General features: G+C 52.0%; 19 protein-coding genes and 1 riboswitch. Of the genes, 16 read left to right on the top strand and 3 right to left on the bottom strand.

Annotated features, from left to right (window positions below; translation table 11 throughout):
• Window positions 1-12: 12 nt before the first annotated feature.
• The 9 genes from C162_RS31620 (at window position 13) to C162_RS31575 (ending at window position 9,133) form a co-directional block, all read left to right on the top strand.
• Window positions 13-498, top strand: coding sequence for a DUF456 domain-containing protein (locus tag C162_RS31620; protein ID WP_036701705.1), 486 nt, complete (start codon window positions 13-15; stop codon window positions 496-498).
• A gap of 26 nt (window positions 499-524) precedes the next feature.
• Window positions 525-2,153, top strand: coding sequence for a putative polysaccharide biosynthesis protein (locus C162_RS31615; RefSeq protein ID WP_036701704.1), 1,629 nt, complete (start codon window positions 525-527; stop codon window positions 2,151-2,153).
• An 86-nt stretch (window positions 2,154-2,239) separates the two neighbouring features.
• Window positions 2,240-2,584 carry a thioredoxin family protein gene (locus C162_RS31610; protein ID WP_036701702.1) on the top strand — a complete coding sequence of 115 codons (345 nt, stop codon included), beginning with the start codon at window positions 2,240-2,242 and terminating at the stop codon, window positions 2,582-2,584.
• Window positions 2,585-2,669: 85 nt separating this feature from the next.
• Window positions 2,670-3,605, top strand: coding sequence for a COX15/CtaA family protein (locus C162_RS31605; protein ID WP_036701700.1), 936 nt, complete (start codon window positions 2,670-2,672; stop codon window positions 3,603-3,605).
• 61 nt (window positions 3,606-3,666) lie between these two features.
• Complete coding sequence (locus tag C162_RS31600) at window positions 3,667-5,439, top strand: UbiD family decarboxylase (RefSeq protein WP_036701699.1); 1,773 nt, start codon at window positions 3,667-3,669, stop codon at window positions 5,437-5,439.
• A 26-nt stretch (window positions 5,440-5,465) separates the two neighbouring features.
• Complete coding sequence (locus tag C162_RS31595) at window positions 5,466-6,212, top strand: Cthe_2314 family HEPN domain-containing protein (RefSeq protein ID WP_036701697.1); 747 nt, start codon at window positions 5,466-5,468, stop codon at window positions 6,210-6,212.
• Between the two features lie 91 nt (window positions 6,213-6,303).
• Window positions 6,304-6,439: riboswitch (SAM riboswitch) on the top strand.
• A 102-nt stretch (window positions 6,440-6,541) separates the two neighbouring features.
• Window positions 6,542-7,558, top strand: coding sequence for a methionine ABC transporter ATP-binding protein (locus C162_RS31585; RefSeq protein WP_036701694.1), 1,017 nt, complete (start codon window positions 6,542-6,544; stop codon window positions 7,556-7,558).
• Window positions 7,558-8,226, top strand: coding sequence for a methionine ABC transporter permease (locus tag C162_RS31580; protein ID WP_036701692.1), 669 nt, complete (start codon window positions 7,558-7,560; stop codon window positions 8,224-8,226). Before C162_RS31585 ends, C162_RS31580 begins: the two co-directional genes overlap by 1 nt.
• A gap of 58 nt (window positions 8,227-8,284) precedes the next feature.
• Window positions 8,285-9,133 (top strand): MetQ/NlpA family ABC transporter substrate-binding protein, encoded by an 849-nt coding sequence (locus C162_RS31575; protein ID WP_036701689.1) that lies wholly within the window; start codon window positions 8,285-8,287, stop codon window positions 9,131-9,133.
• A 184-nt stretch (window positions 9,134-9,317) separates the two neighbouring features.
• On the opposite strand, the gene C162_RS31570 is transcribed toward C162_RS31575, so the two are convergent.
• A complete protein-coding gene (locus tag C162_RS31570) occupies window positions 9,318-9,566 on the bottom strand; it encodes a NifU family protein (protein ID WP_036701687.1) in 249 nt (82 codons plus the stop codon).
• A gap of 82 nt (window positions 9,567-9,648) precedes the next feature.
• Between C162_RS31570 and C162_RS31565 the strand changes: the two genes are divergently transcribed.
• On the top strand, window positions 9,649-9,903 hold the full coding sequence (locus C162_RS31565) for a YuzB family protein (protein ID WP_063829082.1): 255 nt from the start codon (window positions 9,649-9,651) through the stop codon (window positions 9,901-9,903).
• Between the two features lie 26 nt (window positions 9,904-9,929).
• Here the strand turns inward: C162_RS31565 and C162_RS31560 are convergent, their stop codons facing one another.
• Together C162_RS31560 and mqnE are read right to left on the bottom strand one after the other, a co-directional pair.
• On the bottom strand, window positions 9,930-10,991 hold the full coding sequence (locus tag C162_RS31560) for an NAD(P)/FAD-dependent oxidoreductase (RefSeq protein ID WP_036701682.1): 1,062 nt from the start codon (window positions 10,989-10,991) through the stop codon (window positions 9,930-9,932).
• A 78-nt stretch (window positions 10,992-11,069) separates the two neighbouring features.
• Entirely contained in the window at window positions 11,070-12,176 is a 1,107-nt protein-coding gene (gene mqnE / locus C162_RS31555; RefSeq protein WP_036701679.1) for an aminofutalosine synthase MqnE, read from the bottom strand.
• A gap of 399 nt (window positions 12,177-12,575) precedes the next feature.
• Here mqnE and C162_RS31550 point away from each other — a divergent pair, with 399 nt between their 5' ends.
• The 6 genes from C162_RS31550 to C162_RS31525 all read left to right on the top strand — a co-directional run bounded on the left by C162_RS31550 (window position 12,576) and on the right by C162_RS31525 (window position 17,611).
• Window positions 12,576-12,935 (top strand): HesB/IscA family protein, encoded by a 360-nt coding sequence (locus C162_RS31550; RefSeq protein WP_036701678.1) that lies wholly within the window; start codon window positions 12,576-12,578, stop codon window positions 12,933-12,935.
• Window positions 12,936-13,105: 170 nt separating this feature from the next.
• Window positions 13,106-13,705 carry a hypothetical protein gene (locus C162_RS31545; RefSeq protein ID WP_036701674.1) on the top strand — a complete coding sequence of 200 codons (600 nt, stop codon included), beginning with the start codon at window positions 13,106-13,108 and terminating at the stop codon, window positions 13,703-13,705.
• Window positions 13,706-14,046: 341 nt separating this feature from the next.
• Window positions 14,047-14,709, top strand: coding sequence for a GntR family transcriptional regulator (locus C162_RS31540; protein ID WP_036701672.1), 663 nt, complete (start codon window positions 14,047-14,049; stop codon window positions 14,707-14,709).
• A gap of 21 nt (window positions 14,710-14,730) precedes the next feature.
• Window positions 14,731-15,891, top strand: coding sequence for an amidohydrolase (locus C162_RS31535; protein ID WP_036701670.1), 1,161 nt, complete (start codon window positions 14,731-14,733; stop codon window positions 15,889-15,891).
• A 42-nt stretch (window positions 15,892-15,933) separates the two neighbouring features.
• Window positions 15,934-16,977 (top strand): methionine ABC transporter ATP-binding protein, encoded by a 1,044-nt coding sequence (locus C162_RS31530; RefSeq protein ID WP_036701667.1) that lies wholly within the window; start codon window positions 15,934-15,936, stop codon window positions 16,975-16,977.
• Window positions 16,952-17,611: a methionine ABC transporter permease gene (locus C162_RS31525; protein ID WP_036701665.1), complete on the top strand. Its 660-nt coding sequence runs from the start codon at window positions 16,952-16,954 to the stop codon at window positions 17,609-17,611. The genes C162_RS31530 and C162_RS31525 overlap by 26 nt, the downstream gene beginning before the upstream one ends.
• Window positions 17,612-17,620 lie beyond the last annotated feature (9 nt).

The raw sequence follows: 17,620 nt of genomic DNA, 5'->3' as shown, positions 1-17,620 counted from the left end.
GAGTTGAGGGAATTGACAATTCTGGGCTGGATTCTGATCATTGCTTTATTCGCAATCGGAATGGCAGGAGCGGTATATCCAATCTTGCCGGGGGCGCTTGCGATTTACCTGGCTTTCTTTGTATATGGCTGGTTCTTTTCCTTCGGCTCCTTCGGACCCTGGTTCTGGATTGCCCAGACGCTAATCGTTGTGGTGCTGTTCATTGCCGACTATGTTGTCGGGGCCTGGGGCGTCAAGAAATTCGGCGGCTCCCGCGCCTCGGTGATCGGCAGCACCATCGGTCTGATTATCGGTCCGTTTCTGATTCCGGCGTTCGGCCTGCTGATTGGCCCGTTCCTGGGTGCTTTCATCGGCGAGCTGATTGCCGGCGAGAAGGCCGGTAAAGCGGTTAAGGTGAGCTTCGGCGCTCTGCTCGGGCTGTTCAGCAGCACAGTCGTCAAGATTATTCTGCAGATTGTTATGATCGTCCTCTTCTTTATCTGGATCGGACGTTTTTAAATTTATTGTGAAGAAGGCGAAACAGCTTGTCCACCAAGAAAGAATCCTTTGTCAAAGGCACGCTAATTCTGGCGGCAGCCGCACTGGTGGCCCGTGTCCTCGGGCTTGCCCAGCGGGTGCCGCTGGAGCATTTATTCAATACAACAGGGAATGCGTCGTTTACGATCGCTAATAATGTATATTTGCTACTGTTGCCGCTGGCGACAGCCGGTATTCCAAGCACGCTTAGTAAAATGGTGTCCGAGCGCTATGCGCTGAACCGACCGCAGGAAGCTCAGCAGGTGTATCGAGCTGCTCTTATCTTTGCTGCAATTGTTGGTGTGATTATGGGTGTGACGCTATACATAGCTGCTCCATATTACGCTGAATACAGCAAGGTTCCAGAGAGTACTCTGGCCATCCGGGCAATTGCCCCGGCGCTGCTGCTGTTCCCTACAATCGCGATGATGCGCGGGTATTTCCAGGGCCGTAACAATATGATGGCCGGGGGCATCTCACAGATTGTCGAGCAGATTGCCCGGGTATCCACAGCCATTCTGCTTGCATTCATCCTGCTGCACCAGGGCTACAGCAATACCTGGATGGCGGCAGGCGCATCCTTCGGCAGTGTACTCGGCAGTATCGGCGCCTTCGGCGTGATGCTGTATTATGCCATGAAGCTGCGCCGCAGCGAGGAGAAGGTGGCACTGTATGAATCGAGTGAGGCCCGTATCCCGCTGCTGAAGATTTATAAGGATATTTTCAAGCTGTCCATACCGATTGTATTATCTTCTGTTACGGTGCCTGTAGTGAACTTTATTGATACTTCTTTCATTGTTCCGCTGCTTAGCGGTAAGATCGGGATGGAGCAGGCTACTTGGGCCCTAAGTATCTTCGGCAGCCGGGCACAGAGTGTGGCCGGGATTCCTCCGGTATTGTCGATCGCCCTAAGTGCATCGCTGATTCCGATAATATCTGCCGCCTTCGCACGCAAAGATGAACAGCACCTGCAGCGTCAGGTCACACTCGCCATGCGGGTGTCTATTCTGACCGGCACACCGGTTGTACTCTCTCTGGTCGTGGCGGCGTATTCCGTTAATGGCCTGCTGTTCAAAACACTGGATGGCAGCGGCATTGTGGCGATGCTGACACTCGGTACTATTTTCCAGATTACGATGATGACCACTAACTCCATCCTGCTTGGAATGGGCAAATCGCGGATATCGATGTATTACGTGCTTGTGGGTATCCTCGTGAAGTTCGGCTCCAACTTCCTGTTCAGCCAGTGGTTTGGCATCTATGGCATTATCGGTTCTACGGCACTTTGCTTCATAGTGATTACACTGCTTAATCTGCGGATGCTCAAAAAAATCGTCCCCTTCACTATTCTCGGCAAACGATGGGGAGGCTTCTCTATTGCGGTCTTGGCCTCAGCAGGTATCGGCTATGGCTTGAATGAAGCAGGTATATTGATGACGCAGCTGATGCCGGCCCGCCTGGCCTTCCTGATTACCTGTCTGGTGGTTGGAGCGGCAGTGGTGATTGTCTATCTGGTTCTCCTGATTATTCTGGGCGTACTCAGCAGCCAGGAGGTTGCCGGTTATCCCCGTCCGCTCCGCAAGGTGCTGGGTCCTTTGATGAAATTGCAGCCGGCCCGTGTACGTTCCGGTGAATAATGATGTTTGACTTATTCCTTACATTTTGATTCACTTAAAGAGCAAGCTTCGTGTGGAACTTTCTGATAGAAGGGAATGGTCAATTGATGGACAAAATCAGCTCCCCTGCCCAGTTTCAGGTAGCAATTCAGTCTCCGCGCCTGACGGTGGCAGTCTTCAAGGCAGATTGGTGTGTGGATTGTAAATTCATTGATCCGTTCATGCCGGATGTGCAGCAGAAATATGCAGAGCGTCTTACCCTGGTGGAAGTGGATGTCGATGCTGTAGGTGAAGTCAGCCAGGAACAGAATATACTGGGCATTCCAAGCTTTGTCGCGTATACCGATGGACGGGAACTGGTCCGGTTCGTGAACAAGCTCCGCAAGTCCCGGGAAGAAATCGAGAAGTTCCTTGATACGGCGCTGGACGTTTATCTCAGCATTCACAAGTAATTACGCAGCACCGCTTTCGCCCAATTCGAGCAGAAGCGGTGCTTTTTTCTTATAAACTCATTCCTATACAATACGGGTGATACTATTGACGACACTTCAATTAAAATGGCTCAGCTATCTGACCTGTCTCATTATGTTCATGGCGCTGTTTGGCGGGGTTGTGGTGACGAAGACCGGCTCGGGACTGGAATGCGGGAATGAGTGGCCGCTGTGCCACGGGAAGCTGATTCCTGCCTATACCATCGGCTCTCTGATTGAATATACCCACCGTTTGTTCAGCGGCCTGGCGGGCCTGTTATCACTGGCTTCCATGGTTGCCTTCTGGCGTTTTGCCAGGCACCGCAAGGATCTGCTGGCCTACGCCCTGCTGACCCTGATCTTCGTCATCGTTCAAGGCGGGATGGGAGCGCTTGCAGTAGTGAAGTCGCAATCAGCTGCAGTCATGGCCCTGCATATGGGCTTCTCGCTGATCGCCTTCGCCGGTTCGCTGATGCTGGCGCTTGGGACCCGGCGGGCATTCTCCCCTGGAGCGGAACTCAGCACAGGAAGTCCCAAAGTCCGCCTGGCCTTCCGCAACTTAACCTGGGTTACTGCAGTATATTCATATATCGTTGTCTATATAGGGGCCTATGTAAGCCACACCAGCTCCCAGGGCGGGTGCTCCGGCTGGCCGCTGTGTAACGGACAATGGATTCCGGAGATGAGCGGCGGAGTAGGGATCGTATTTGTGCACCGGATTGCGGCGGCGATTCTTTTCCTGCTGACGGCTATGCTTGGGCATCTGGCCTTCTGGAAGTATAAGGAGCTGCCGGAGCTGAGGGCTCTTGGAGTAGCGGCAGTTCTGCTATGCCTGATGCAGGTATTCAGCGGAGCGGCTGTGGTATACACACTGAATAATGAGAAATTGTACATATTTGCTGCGATGTCTCATATTGTGCTGATCTCCGGACTCTTCGGGGTTCTGTGCTACATGAGTGTAAGGGTCTGGCAGTTAAGCGGAGCTGGCAGAGGCAGCAAGTGATAAGCATAAGGCAACGGTGGACGGGATAAGCATAACGTCCTGTTTGAGGAGGAAGGCTATAGTGCGATACGGTAATTTACGACAATGGATCGAGCAACTCCGCAGGGATAAGGATCTGGCAGTGATAGATACGCCTGTTGATCCTTATCTGGAGCTTGCCGAAATTCACCGCCGGGTGGTGCAGGAGGAAGGCCCGGCACTGCTGTTCACGAACGTGCAAGGAACACCGTTCCCGGTCGCTACGAATCTATTCGGTTCAGTCCGGCGCGTCAACAAAGCCTTTGGGACAAGACCGGAGCAGCTGCTGAAGTCGCTGACAACGGCGATGGAGCAGCTGATCCCGCCTTCCGCCGCCGGCTTATGGCGGGAGAAGACGGTGCTGCTTGAGCTGCTGAGGGCAGGAACCAAGAACATACCGCAAGGAGAGGCTCCTGTGCTCGGCGTCTGCAGCAGCAGTGATCCGCTTAAGGAGCTGCCCCGGATCACAGCCTGGCCTAAGGATGGCGGGGCATTCCTCACGCTTCCTCTGGTCTATACGGAGAATATCACCAACCCTAAGGATCATAACCTCGGAATGTACCGGATTCAGATGTATGACGACAGTACCACAGGCATTCACTGGCAGATTCACAAGGGCGGCGGCTTTCATCACTCGCAGGCAGAGCATCTCGGGGAGACCCTGCCGGTGTCTGTCTTCATCGGCGGGCCGCCGGCCCTGATTGCTGCGGCAGTGGCTCCGGTCCCGGAACGGATTCCGGAGCTGCTGCTAGCCTCGCTGATGCTGGGTGGCAAGCTTCCCATGGTGCAGGACCCCTTGGGCGGGCACCGGATTCCGGCAGAGGCCGAGTTCTCCATCCGGGGACGCGTGTCTCCGCTGGAGCGGAGAGCGGAAGGCCCGTATGGGAGCCAGTCCGGCTACTATTCCATGCAGCATGATTTCCCGGTCATGCATGTTCAGCGCATGTGGCACCGCAAGGATGCCATCTACCCGGCGACCATCACCGGCAAGCCGCGCCAGGAGGATTATTACCTGAAGGATTATTTGCAACGGCTGCTCGCTCCGGCCTATCCTCTGCTGATCCCTTCGGTCAAAGCGCTATGGTCCTATTCCGAATCCGGTTCGCATTCATTGACCTCAGCGGTCGTGAGGGAGAGCTATCCGCGTGAGTATATGGTGTCAGCGTTTCGTATCTTAGGGGAAGGCCAGCTCTCCTTAACCAAATTCCTTCTGCTAACTAATGTGCAGGTAGAGCTTACCGACTTTCCCAAGTTGCTGGAAACGGTGCTTGAGCGCTTCAATCCGCAATTGGATCTGACGATCTTTGCCAATACCTCCATGGATACGCTGGATTATACTGGACGCAAGCTGAACCATGGCAGTAAGGCTGTGATGGCGGGCATCGGCAGCCCGGTCCGTCAGCTGCCAAAGACCTATACAGAGGGGCTGCTCCCATCAATCACCGCCGCTGTGCCTTATTGCGGAGGATGTTTAGCCGTTTCCGGTGCATCCTATGAAGAGGACCCGGAGCTGCCGGAACGGCTGGTGGCTGCCTTCAAGGAGAGGGAGACCGACTGGCCTTTGATTGTGCTGGTCGATCAGGCGGAAGAGGCGGTAAGCACGCAGACCTCATTCCTGTGGTCTGTATTCACCCGCTTCAATCCAGCGGACGATATTTATTCGGCGGCTGGGGTACAACGGGGCAGTGTCAGCTATACGCTGCCGATCATTATAGATGCCCGGATGAAGCCGGGATACCCGGAGGAGCTGGCTCCGAGCGAGGATATTGCGAAGCGGGTAGACCGCAATTGGAATCATTATTTTCCTCTAGCGTAGAAGTGAACTTTAAGGAGGGTCAAAATATGCTGCGGACATTACTGGGAGAGCCGCCCCGCGTGAACAGCGGTGTGCTGGCTGAAGCTATGGAATCCATGGCGAAGGCTGCCTCCATGCTGCGCAAGGAGATGGCGGCACATGAAGACCATGACCATGAATACCGCAAGCTGGAAATCTGGACACGGGGCTTGATCTCCTCTCTGGATGAGCTGGAGCAGAGCTGGTTCGCAGCCGCCTTTTTCCGGAAGTCAGTAATAGCCGGTTATATGGATGATATGTCGTCCACCGAGCAGGGGGAGTACGCCAGATATGTGTATTTCTACAAGGATGGCTTCATCCGTGTCTTCTCGCTGCTGGACAAGCTGGGCACGGTGCTGAACAATCTGTACAATCTCAATACAGGCAAGGTGAAAACGCATTTCTCCTACTTTACGGTGCTGAGGCAATTTCAGCTGCTTCATGCGCATCATCCGCTGGCGGACGAACTGGAGCGGATCAGGAATTCCTACCGGGAGCCGGTGGAGAATCTGCGCAAGCGGCGGAATGCCGAGATCCATTACATGAACGCGGAGATGACCGACGATCTCTGGCAGCGTCACCAGGGATTGCATGATAAGATCCGTCTGGAGGATCTGGACAGCCATCTGGAGGATTTGAAGCAGAGTCTGGAGATGGTATGCCAATCACTGGCAGCCGCATACAAGTACGGGAATGCGCAATGGCACAAGAAATTAGCGGTCCCAGGCCCGAAATCCGGGCATGCCCGTTCGTAAAAACTTACCTTTGACAAAAAACTCGAAACTGAATATACTTAGGCATACATTAACTTCTGACATGATACGGAATATATAACTTCATACTATTATCTTATCGAGAGCGGCGGAGGGATAGGCCCGATGAAGCCCGGCAACCGGTTTGAATACAGCTTTACGCTGTACCCAAATGTCATGGTGCTAATTCCTACAATGCCGCCGGTTTTGGGGTATTTGGCAGATGAGAAGGCATTGTCATTATACACACAGGGCCTCTTGCGATCTGCATGGATCGTAGGGGGTCTTTTTATTGCAATGATGGAAGCTAGAACAGAAGGGGGACGCAGCGGTTGATAGAATTGAAGGATATAACCAAGGTGTACGGCAAAGGCAGTAAGCAGGCAACTGCACTCTCTGCGCTGAGCCTGTCGATTAAGAAGGGTGAAATCTTCGGGGTGATCGGTCACTCCGGGGCCGGCAAAAGCACGCTGATCCGCTGCATTAATCTGCTCGAGCGCCCGACTGCGGGCGAGGTGTGGGTGGACGGTGTGGAGCTTACAGCGCTTAGCCAGAGACAGCTGCAAGAGCAGCGGCGCAAGATCGGGATGATTTTTCAGCATTTCAATCTGCTCTCATCGGCTACAGTCTATGATAATATCGCGTTTCCACTGCGGCTGATCGGAGCCGGAAGGAATGAGATTGAACAAAAGGTTAAAGATCTGCTCGCCCTGGTTGGACTGGAGGAGCACTGGAATAAGTACCCGGCTCAGCTATCCGGCGGACAGAAGCAGCGTGTCGGGATCGCCCGGGCGTTGGCGAGTGATCCGGACGTTCTGTTATGCGATGAAGCGACCTCGGCGCTTGATCCGCAGACGACAGACTCCATTCTTCGCCTGCTGATGGATATCAACAGCAAATTCCATCTGACCATCGTGCTGATTACACATGAGATGCATGTGATTCAGAGCATCTGCGACCGTGTTGCCGTGATCCATGGAGGCGGTATTGTGGAGCAGGGTGAAGTGGCCGAGGTATTTCTGAAGCCGAAGCATGAGGTTACCAGGGAATTCATCCGCAGTGAGACCCAGTCGGATGGACCGCTCCGGCAAGCAATTGATGCTGTGCACCCAGGCTACACGAAGTCGGTCAAAATCACTTTTCTCGGGCAAAAGACTTACGGATCCACGCTCTCACAGGTGGTTCAAGGAACAGGGGTTCACTTCGCCATTCTCCATGGCACGATCTCAACGATCAAGGATGTTCCTTACGGGCAGCTGATTGTACGGTTCGAAGGACCTGCCGATGCGGTTGAAGCCACGCTTACGGAGTTAGTAGCGCAAGGTCTTGATGTGGAGGTGATTTCCTGATGGGCGGACTGGATTTTAATAAGATTGATTGGGCAGAAATGCTCGATGCAACGGTGGCTACACTTAACATGGTAGTTATTTCAGGATTATTCACAATTATCCTTGGTTTACCGCTCGGAATTATGCTATATTTATGGGGGAGATCAAATAACACTATTATCAGAGCTGTTTACTCGGCATTATCATTTATCGTAAATATCCTGCGTTCCGTTCCGTTTATCATTCTCATGGTGGCCCTGATTCCGCTCAGCAAGATCATTATGGGCACCTCCATCGGTGTGCGCGGAACCATTCTGGCACTGGTGGTCGGTGCGGCTCCCTTTTTCGCCAGACTGGTGGAAACGGCGCTGCGGGAGGTTGACCGGGGAATTATTGAAGCAGCGCAGGGCATGGGGGCATCCACCGGGCAGATCGTGTTGCGCGTCTTGCTGCCGGAGGCTCGTCCGGGCTTGCTTGCCGGAATAACCATTACTTTAGTGACCCTTGTCTCTTATACTGCCATGGCGGGATTTATTGGCGGCGGCGGTCTGGGGGATCTGGCGATCCGTTACGGCTATTACCGTTATATGAAGGAAGTTATGATTATCGCAGTGGCACTGATAGTAATACTCGTCCAACTGCTGCAAATGGCCGGTGACCGGCTGGTAAGACATTTTACACGGAAATAAGGTACGTCCACATATAGCCTTATTCAATAAAACATATGGATTAGAGGGGGATTTACAGATGAAAAAAGTACTGCTTACATTCTTCAGCCTGACCTTGGTATTGGTGCTTGCCGCTTGCGGAAACAACAAGGCCAATAACACCACGAATTCTGCTGCTACAGAACCGACTACAGAGCCTGCTGCGGACCCGGTAACCCTGGTTATTGGTGCTTCTCCTGTACCGCATGCGGAAATCCTCAAAGCGATTGCCCCACTGCTTGAAGCCCAAGGCATTAAGCTGGAAATTAAAGAATTCACAGATTATATTCTTCCCAATACACAGCTTGCCGAGAAGCAGCTCGATGCGAACTTCTTCCAGCACAAGCCTTACCTGGATGATCAGAACGCCAAGAACGGCACAGATCTCGTATCTGTAACTGCTGTTCATGTAGAGCCATTTGGCGCTTATTCCAAAAAAATCAAATCGATTGACGAATTGGCAGAGGGTGCAAAGGTTGCAATTCCGAATGATGCAACGAACGGCGGACGCGCATTGATTCTGCTGGCTAAGAACGGCCTGATCAAGCTGAAGGATGACACCAATATTGCCTCTACCAAAGCGGATATCACTGAGAACGCCAAGAAGCTGGATATCATTGAGCTGGATGCAGCCATGCTGCCCCGTCAGCTGGATGAAGTAGACCTGGCGCTGATCAACACCAACTTTGCACTGGATGCTAAGCTGTCTCCTACCAAGGATGCGTTGTTCATTGAAGGCGGCGACTCCCCGTATGCCAACCTGCTGGTTGCCCGTCCTGACAATAAGGATTCCGATGCCATTCAGAAGCTGGCAGCAGCGCTGACATCCCCGGAAGCGAAGGCATTCATCGATAAGCAATATGACGGAGCGATTATTCCGGCATTCTAAGCTTAAGCTTAGGCAAGCTGAGTAATCCTAGTGAGACCAGAAGAAGCCCGGTAGCCAGAATTGGCCAGCGGAGCGGCTTCTGGTTTTTTTGCGAAGCCAGGTGGTTGATCCTACAGACGAAATCCTCTATAATAAAAAAAATCCCGGCCTCTTAGCGGAGGCCGGGATGGTTTATGAAACGGGATTAGAATACCTGAACGACTTCTTCCACGCCTTCTACTTCTTCAATCAGGGCGCGTTCGATCCCGGCTTTTAGCGTGATCGTGGAGCTTGGGCAACTGCCGCATGCACCCATAAGCTTCAGCTTAACGATGCCGTCTTCAACATCAATCAGTTCCACGTCACCGCCATCGCGCTGCAGGAACGGACGAAGTTTATCAAGGACTTCCAGTACTTCATCGTACATGGTTGCGCTTTGTACATTCTCACTCATTTCTCAATCACTCCTTTCGTATGTTTATTATAGTACAAAAAGTTAAAAAATAAAATGGTTAAGGCAGAATAGGGAGATCATCATGAGACCAATTATAGAATTCTGTGCCAGCAACATCGGCCACGGCACTGAACCGCTCAAGCTTAAGCTGGAACAAAACCCTGAATATGATGTAGTGGAGTACGGCTGTCTGAACAACTGCGGAGAGTGTTATCTCCAGCCGTTCGCCATGGTTGACGGGGAGATCATTGAGGCTGATTCCCCTGCTGCTCTGGAAGAGGCCATAGAAGCCGCTATACGAGAGGCAGAAGCCTGGGACAACCTGGAGATTGACTAAACCGCCTGGGTTCAAGCCGGGTTTCATCAGCCGAAATGGCGTTTAGACATCCACAGCACGCCGCTCTTCAGCAGGCGCGGAACCCGGCCCATGACAGAGCGGCGGCCCATCAGGCCGAAACCGGCATTTTTGCCGAGTGAACCGAGAGTTCCCTTCAGCTTAATCTTATGCAGCTTCGGGGTTTCTCCCCGCCACAGTGCCTGAATAATCTGACCCACCTGCTCGCCCTGGGCACCCGCCGCCTGTGCACTGGGGGCGAAGGGCAGGCTGGCACAATCCCCGATCACATAGACCTCCGGATATTCAGCGATATTGTAATATTCCCCGACAATGAGCCTGCCTCCGCGGTCCTTCGGAAGCTCAAGCTGCTGCACGACCTTCACCGGCTGAATACCGGCAGTCCATACCGTCACATCCGCCGGAATAGCCTGGGTGCCATTGAAGATGGCATCCTTTTCGACATGAGAGACCGACACCCCGCCGATCGTCTCCACCTGATGCTCACTGAACCATTCCTCGACATACCTGGACAGCTTAGCCGGAAAAGAAGACAGAATACGATCTCCCCGGTCCATCAGCGAGATATTCAGATCTGGCCGGCTCTCCCGCAGCTCCGAAGCAATCTCTACGCCGCTTAGTCCCCCGCCGACAATGTTGACGGTTCCATAAGGCTTCACATCGTTCAGCCTGCGGTAAGTTTCGCGGGTTCCGGCGAAGCTCTGAATACTGCAGGTGTATTCCTCAGCTCCAGGAATGTTATGGTAATTATCCGTACAGCCCAGGGCAATCGCCAGGATATCATAGGCTATCGGCTCCCCGGAATCGAGCAGGACCAGCTTGCTCTCCAGATCAATGGAACCCACCTGCCCGTAACGAACGGTCAGGCGGGGGTGTACCGGGAATTGAATCCGCAGATGGTAATCGGTGACGGTGCCTGCGGCCAGTGCATAATATTCGGTCTTGATCCCCTGATACGGCATCCGGTCCACCAGAATGATTTCCACATCAGAAGGGAGATGATGATCCAGCAGCTGCTGAATGAGGGCAAGACCGCCGTAGCCGCCGCCCAGGACAAGTAAGGTTCTCATGCGAACTGATCTTCCTTTCGGGTACGTAATGGACAAGGCCGTTCTGCGTTCACTGGCTGAGGTAAGCTTGTTCTGTTCTTATTCGTATACCTTGATCTCGTTGTAGAAGGTATCCCGTTCTACAGGAATCCGTCCCGCACCCTTCACGAGCCAGATCAGCTCATCGCGGGTCAGCCCTTCCGGTGTCAGCGCGCCGGCAGCATGGCTGATTCGTTCCTTCAGGATCGTTCCGTGCACATCGGAAGCGCCGAAGTTCAGGGCAACCTGGGTCAACTGGGCCCCGATATTAATGAAGTAAGCCTTGATGTGGTCGAAGTTATCGAGCATCAGACGGCTGACCGCAATGGTCTTGAGATCCTCATTCGCGGAGTTGCGGCGCATGATGCCCGCATTCTTATTCTTGGGTTGCATGGACAACGGAATGAATACCATGAATCCGCCGGTCTCGTCCTGCAGGTCACGAATTTGCAGCATATGGCGGATGCGGTCCTCACGGGACTCAATCGACCCGTACAGCATCGTGGTATGGGTCTTCATGCCAAGGTGATGGGCGGTGCGGTGCACCTCAAGATATTCCTCGACATTGGCTTTATCAACGCGCATTTTTTTGCGGTACTGGTCAGACAGAATCTCTGCCCCTCCTCCGGTAAGGGTCTTCAGTCCGGCAGCGCGCAGCTGCTCCAGCACCTCACGGATACTGAGTCCGCTGATGCGGGTGAAGAAGTCGATCTCTGCCGCTGTATAGGCCTTGAGAGTCACCTCGGGGAAATGCTCGTTCAGGGCCCGCAGCGAATCAACGTAGTACTGGAAGGGCACATTATCATTATGGCCGCCTACAATATGGAACTCGCGCACGCCGGGATGAATATGCTGCTGCACATACTCCACCATCTCCTGGCCGGATAGGGTATAAGCTCCTTCTTCGCCTTCATCCTTGCGGAAATTACAGAAGGCACACCGGGATTCGCAGACATTGGTGAAATATAGACTCATGTTCTCGATAAAATAGACTTTATTCCCGTTCTTTCGCAGATTGACCTCATTGGCCAGCTGTCCGATCGTTAAGAGATCGTTACTCTCATATAAATAAACGCCATCTTCCAAATTCAATCGTTCTCCGCCGCGAACCTTCTCAATGATGTTCGCCATCCGGGCATCCGTGTGGGGTGTAATTAGGGTAGACATATAAGTTCCTCCTGAAGGTTGGCGAGGCGGTTGCATCGCATAATCGTGTACCTGAGAATATCCGGCAACAGCCGGCATAATAAATAGAGGTTAACTGCAACCCCCGTGACAATTTTTCGAATTTTTTTGAAAATACTCTTGGTTATCGCTTTTCTTATTATAAACCTCTACTTGAGGGGGAGCAACCGCCAGAAACCGTAGGACTTCCGGTATAAATTGCATATCAGCGGAGAGTTTGCGACTTGAGGGCAGAAGAATAGTGGAGTATACTGATTTCAAGAGCCAATGAAAATGATATACATCATACTCATTCTTTTCCCGCGCAAGGCTTTGATTTCATTACACACAGCCAGAAGGCTGCTTGATTCCAATATAGTGAACCCTAAGGAGGTTGTAATTATGATTAGCATAAGTGATACAGCGGCAGGCCAATTGAAGGCTATGCTTGCGGAGCAGGAAGTGCCGGATATGTTTCTCCGTCTGGGCGTCACCGCCGGGGGCTGCAGCGGATTCTCGTACGCAATGGGCTTCGACGATACCGAGACTGATCAGGACATCTACATGGACGTTGCAGGTCTGAAAGTAGTCGTCAGCAAAGACGATATCCGTTACCTGAACGGCCTCGAGATCGACTTTGAGGAATCCGGCATGACCGGCGGCTTCACCATCAATAATCCGAATGCTTCCGCTACATGCGGCTGCGGCTCCTCATTCCGCACGAAGGAAGAGGCGGGGAATCCGGCGGCGGAGCCTTGTTAAGCCTGTGAATGCTGAATGATTGATAAAGTAAGCGTGGATTGCGGATTTCAAAACCTCTTAATTTGTATGGTGCAAACTATACTTATTATGAGGTTTTTTTATGTTGGCTCAAACCATTATATGTTAAAATATAGTGATGTAACAATTAATGGATATGAGAGGTGGTTAAGATGTTACGAATACCATTTGAACGCCCAACAGAGCATTATGATGAACGAATTATTGATATCGATAAACAAATTTGCTCTTTGATCAAGAAGAGAAAGGAAGTCTCGGATAATAATCCAGGATTTCCTCCGTTAGAGTATATTTCTAAATGGTCAGAGGAACAGGGGCTTTATGAAGGATTCTTGATGTCGTTATTTGGAAATATGATGAATGAAGAACAATATAAACCGATGATCGAACCAGCCGGATTCAGACAACACATTGCAATTCTGAAGTCAGTCGTAATAGGTGATCGATTCTATACTCTAACTTCTATGAAACAATACACTAATGCAAGTGTATTAACACTAAATATAGATTGGGACAGTGAGCCGGAGGTTGAATCCAAATCTCATCAGCATAGCCATTACGAACTATATATTAATGACCAATATGACTCTCGAATGATTAGTGGAGGAAGCAGATCTGACCATGCATCATATAAATATGTTATCTCACCGCCATTACCTGATGAGATTTCCGGAATTCAATTTAGGTTCAAAGAATACAGTTTCCCGTTCAATAAGAGTGAGGCAAGTCATGAGATAGTATTTGAAACTTAGTAAGGTAAATAACCCTCCACACCCTAACGAGGTGCAGGAGGGTTATTTATCGTTTACGCTAAACTTCTCTGGAGTCACGGCTAATTCCCAAGCATTCTTTAATTCAACTTGTAAAAATACGACTTTATTTGTCAAACAAGTGTCGATTATTGATTCCCCTATAAAACATACTTGACTAGTGGGTATAATGAGATTATAGTATGAAAAAAGCTTGATTGCACAGAGAGTGTTTCAACTGGAGCTTTCATTTTATCTTGAATATCTCTCAACTTAAATAATTGTATACAATTATACAGTTAACCGGGCGACCCGCAAATGAATAGCGAGGAGCAATGAAATCTATGGAAATGCGTTCACGAAGATTGTCGAAGGATAATACCTACTATGCACTTAAGCAAAAAATAATAGATAGCGAACTGGAGCCGGATCAGGCGGTTAACGAAGAGAGCCTGGCGGCACTGCTCGGGGTCAGCCGGACTCCGCTACGAGAAGCGATTCAGCGGCTGGAGAATGAGGATTTCCTGGTGCGCCAGCCCAATGGCAGGCTGCGGGTAGCCCCTTTAACGATTAAGGAGGTCGAGGAGATCTTCCAGATCCGCAGCATGCTTGAAGGCCATATCGCCAGAAGCGCTGCCATAAACGCTACCATTAAGGATATTCAGCAGTTAACGCTGATTCTGGAGAAGCTGAAGCAATCCTTCCAGATGGGGGATCAGCAGGATGTTGTATCCTATGGCTTCGAATTCCATGATTACTTGTGGGAGATCAGCGCGCTGAAGACTTTTGAGAAGGTGCTGAACCAGTTAAGAGACCGTTCGCTCCGGTATTGTCGTTATGTCTCGCTACACGGGGATTGGAATACGCAGGCGGATGAGGAGCATCTTGTGATTCTGCAGAGAATTATAGCCAGGGATGAAGAGGGGGCGGAGCGGGCGATGCGGGAGCATATCTTAAGCAGCCTTGCGACTGCGCTGGAGCGGATTAGAGGAATTGAGCATACGTAATGAAGGGGGAAGAACAGGCCTATGAGACCACAGCATGAGACAGAAGAAGCACTGGCAGCCCGGCTAACCGAAGTGCGGAGGAACCTGCACCGTGAACCGGAGCTTAGTAATCAGGAGTATAGAACCACGGAGAAGCTGCGTAACTGGCTGACAGAAGAGAATATAACGATCCTGGACCTGCCGCTTAAGACCGGACTTATAGCGGAGATTGGACAAGGTGACGGCAGCATAGTAGCGATTCGTTGCGATATCGATGCCCTGCCGATTGAGGAGCAGACGGGCCTGCCGTTCGCATCAGAGATTCCGGGAGCCATGCATGCCTGCGGCCATGATTTCCACACCGCTGTCATCCTGGGTGCGGCCAGTCTGCTTAAGCAGCGTGAACATGAACTGCCGGGCAAGGTCAGAATCCTGTTCCAGCCGGCAGAAGAGACGGGGCATGGTGCGGAGGACGTACTGGCATCCGGCGGGCTAAGCGGGGTGGAGGCCATCTTCGGATTACATAATTCACCGGACCTGCCTAACGGGGCGTTCGGCACAAGAACGGGAGCTTTAACGGCTGGCGTGGACCGCTTTGAGATTACGGTAAAAGGGGTCGGCGCTCACGCAGCTACACCGGAGAAAGGGGTAGACACCATTGTTACCGCCGCGCAGATCATTACGATGCTGCAAACCGTAGTCAGCCGTCAAAATAACACGCAAGAGCCGGTCGTGCTCAGTGTTACCCGGATCAACGGTGGCTTTACTTGGAATGTCCTGCCGGAGAAGGTAGAGCTGGAAGGTACAGTACGTACCTATAACGAAGAGATCCGCAGCAGCATCCCGGCCCAAATGACGCGGATCATAGAAGGGATTGCAGCCGCAGCCGGAGCAGAGGCGAAGCTGCACTGGTATCCCGGCCCGCCCGCTACGGTCAATCACGGAGGATGGACAGACTTCACCAAAGAGGTCGCAGCACAAGCAAGCTATGAGGTACATGATATTCCGCCGCAGATGGGCGGCGAGGATTTCGCCTATTATTTGCAGCAGATCCCGGGTGCCTTTGTGAACATTGGTACCGGCCCCAACCATGCGCTGCATCATCCCCGCTTCGATGTCGATGAGGCGGCTATCCTGCCAGCGGCTAAGTATTTCGCCCTGCTGGCAGAAGAGGCGCTTGCGAAGCTGAAGCAGCAGACTTGAATCCTGAATCCTAAATTTACCAGATGATTGAGGGGAACAAATATGATTGAACTACGGAATGTGTACAAGACGTTCACCCGCAAAGAGGTGAAGATAGAAGCGCTGAAGGGGATTAGCCTGAAGGTTGAGAAGGGCGATATCTTCGGGGTCATCGGCTACAGCGGAGCCGGAAAAAGCACGTTAATCCGCCTGGTCAATTATCTGGAACGGCCGTCTGAGGGCCAGGTGCTGGTAGACGGGTACGATCTGGGAGCGTACAGCGACAAAGAGCTGCGGGCAGCCAAGAAAAACATCGGCATGATTTTTCAGCATTTTAACCTGCTGGAGTCCAAAAAGGTGTTCGACAATGTGGCTATTCCACTCGTGCTGCTGAAAAAGAGCAAGGCAGAAATCCGCAAGCGGGTGGAGGAGCTGCTCGATTTCGTCGGACTAAGCGACAAGGCTGGAAGCTATCCGAGCGAGCTGTCAGGCGGACAGAAGCAGCGGGTCGGGATTGCCCGGGCACTTGCCTCGAATCCTTCGATACTGTTGTGCGACGAAGCTACTTCCGCTCTGGACCCGCAGACGACACAGTCCATCCTGCAGCTGCTCAAGCGGATCAACGCGGAATACAACATCACGGTGATGATCATCACGCATGAGATGTCAGTGATTCAGGAGATCTGCAACAAGGTAGCCGTGATGGAAGAGGGACGGATTATCGAGCAGGGCAGCGTGCTGGATGTGTTCGGAGAACCGAAGCACCAGACAACGCAGAATTTCGTCAAGACAGTCATTCAGAACAGCATGAGCACAAGCGTCCGAAGAACTCTGAAGACTGAGCAGGGGAGCCGGGTGTATAAGCTGAATTTTGCCGGGGAGAGCGCTTCTGAGCCTGTGCTGTACGAGATTATCCGTACCCACGGGGTCAAGGTCAACATTCTTTTTGCGAATACGACAGAGATTCAAGAGACGACGCTCGGCACGATTATCGTACAGCTGCAAGGTGAACCGGCCCAGATGGAAGCAGCCTTGAATTACATGAAGCAGCATGAGGTCCGCATAGAGGAGGTGAAGTCCTATGTTCTCGACATCGATCACAAGTGAGCAATTCCTGAAGGCGATTATTGAAACGATTCAGATGGTGGGCGTATCGCTATTCATCGGCTCGCTGCTGGGTATTCCGCTGGGCATCCTGCTGGTTATTACCCGTCCGGGCGGCGTGCTGGAGAGCAAGTGGCTGTATACCTTACTGAATCCCTTAATTAACGTTATCCGTTCGGTTCCGTTTATCATTCTGCTGTTTGCCATTATTCCGCTAACAAGAGCAATTGTTCATACCTCGATTGGGACTAGTGCGGCAATTGTTCCGCTAATTATCTATATCGCACCCTATATCGCACGGCTGGTCGAGAATTCGCTGCTGGAAGTGAATCCGGGCATTCTCGAAGCTGCGGAAGCGATGGGCGCAACACCGCTGCAGGTCATATGGTATTTTATGCTGCCGGAAGCGGTGGGCTCGTTAATTCTCTCCCTGACCACAGCGACGATCGGGCTGATCGGGGCTACGGCAATGGCCGGGGCAGTAGGCGGCGGAGGGGTCGGCGACTTGGCAATCGTGTATGGTTATCAACGTTTTGACGAGGTGGTCATGTTCGCGACGGTCATTATTCTGATCATTCTGGTGCAGGGTATTCAGTCCCTGGGCAACACATTGGCGCGCAAGATTCGCCGTTACTAGAGATTACGA

Source organism: Paenibacillus sp. FSL R7-269 (genome assembly GCF_000517865.1).
In the GTDB taxonomy this organism is placed as follows: Bacteria; Bacillota; Bacilli; order Paenibacillales; family Paenibacillaceae; genus Paenibacillus_AQ.
Note: the sequence above shows the minus strand (reverse complement) of the source record. Positions and strands in the feature narration are given on the sequence as shown.

What these genes read in the sequence shown, in the direction of transcription:
- C162_RS31610 (WP_036701702.1), top strand. Translation starts at nt 2,240, where the DNA reads ATGGACAAAATCAGCTCCCCTGCCCAGTTTCAGGTAGCAATTCAGTCT.
- C162_RS31595 (WP_036701697.1), top strand. Translation starts at nt 5,466, where the DNA reads ATGCTGCGGACATTACTGGGAGAGCCGCCCCGCGTGAACAGCGGTGTG.
- C162_RS31580 (WP_036701692.1), top strand. Translation starts at nt 7,558, where the DNA reads ATGGGCGGACTGGATTTTAATAAGATTGATTGGGCAGAAATGCTCGAT.
- C162_RS31575 (WP_036701689.1), top strand. Translation starts at nt 8,285, where the DNA reads ATGAAAAAAGTACTGCTTACATTCTTCAGCCTGACCTTGGTATTGGTG.
- C162_RS31570 (WP_036701687.1), bottom strand. Translation starts at nt 9,566, where the DNA reads ATGAGTGAGAATGTACAAAGCGCAACCATGTACGATGAAGTACTGGAA.
- C162_RS31565 (WP_063829082.1), top strand. Translation starts at nt 9,649, where the DNA reads ATGAGACCAATTATAGAATTCTGTGCCAGCAACATCGGCCACGGCACT.
- C162_RS31560 (WP_036701682.1), bottom strand. Translation starts at nt 10,991, where the DNA reads ATGAGAACCTTACTTGTCCTGGGCGGCGGCTACGGCGGTCTTGCCCTC.
- mqnE (WP_036701679.1), bottom strand. Translation starts at nt 12,176, where the DNA reads ATGTCTACCCTAATTACACCCCACACGGATGCCCGGATGGCGAACATC.
- C162_RS31550 (WP_036701678.1), top strand. Translation starts at nt 12,576, where the DNA reads ATGATTAGCATAAGTGATACAGCGGCAGGCCAATTGAAGGCTATGCTT.
- C162_RS31545 (WP_036701674.1), top strand. Translation starts at nt 13,106, where the DNA reads ATGTTACGAATACCATTTGAACGCCCAACAGAGCATTATGATGAACGA.
- C162_RS31540 (WP_036701672.1), top strand. Translation starts at nt 14,047, where the DNA reads ATGGAAATGCGTTCACGAAGATTGTCGAAGGATAATACCTACTATGCA.
- C162_RS31535 (WP_036701670.1), top strand. Translation starts at nt 14,731, where the DNA reads ATGAGACCACAGCATGAGACAGAAGAAGCACTGGCAGCCCGGCTAACC.
- C162_RS31530 (WP_036701667.1), top strand. Translation starts at nt 15,934, where the DNA reads ATGATTGAACTACGGAATGTGTACAAGACGTTCACCCGCAAAGAGGTG.
- C162_RS31525 (WP_036701665.1), top strand. Translation starts at nt 16,952, where the DNA reads ATGTTCTCGACATCGATCACAAGTGAGCAATTCCTGAAGGCGATTATT.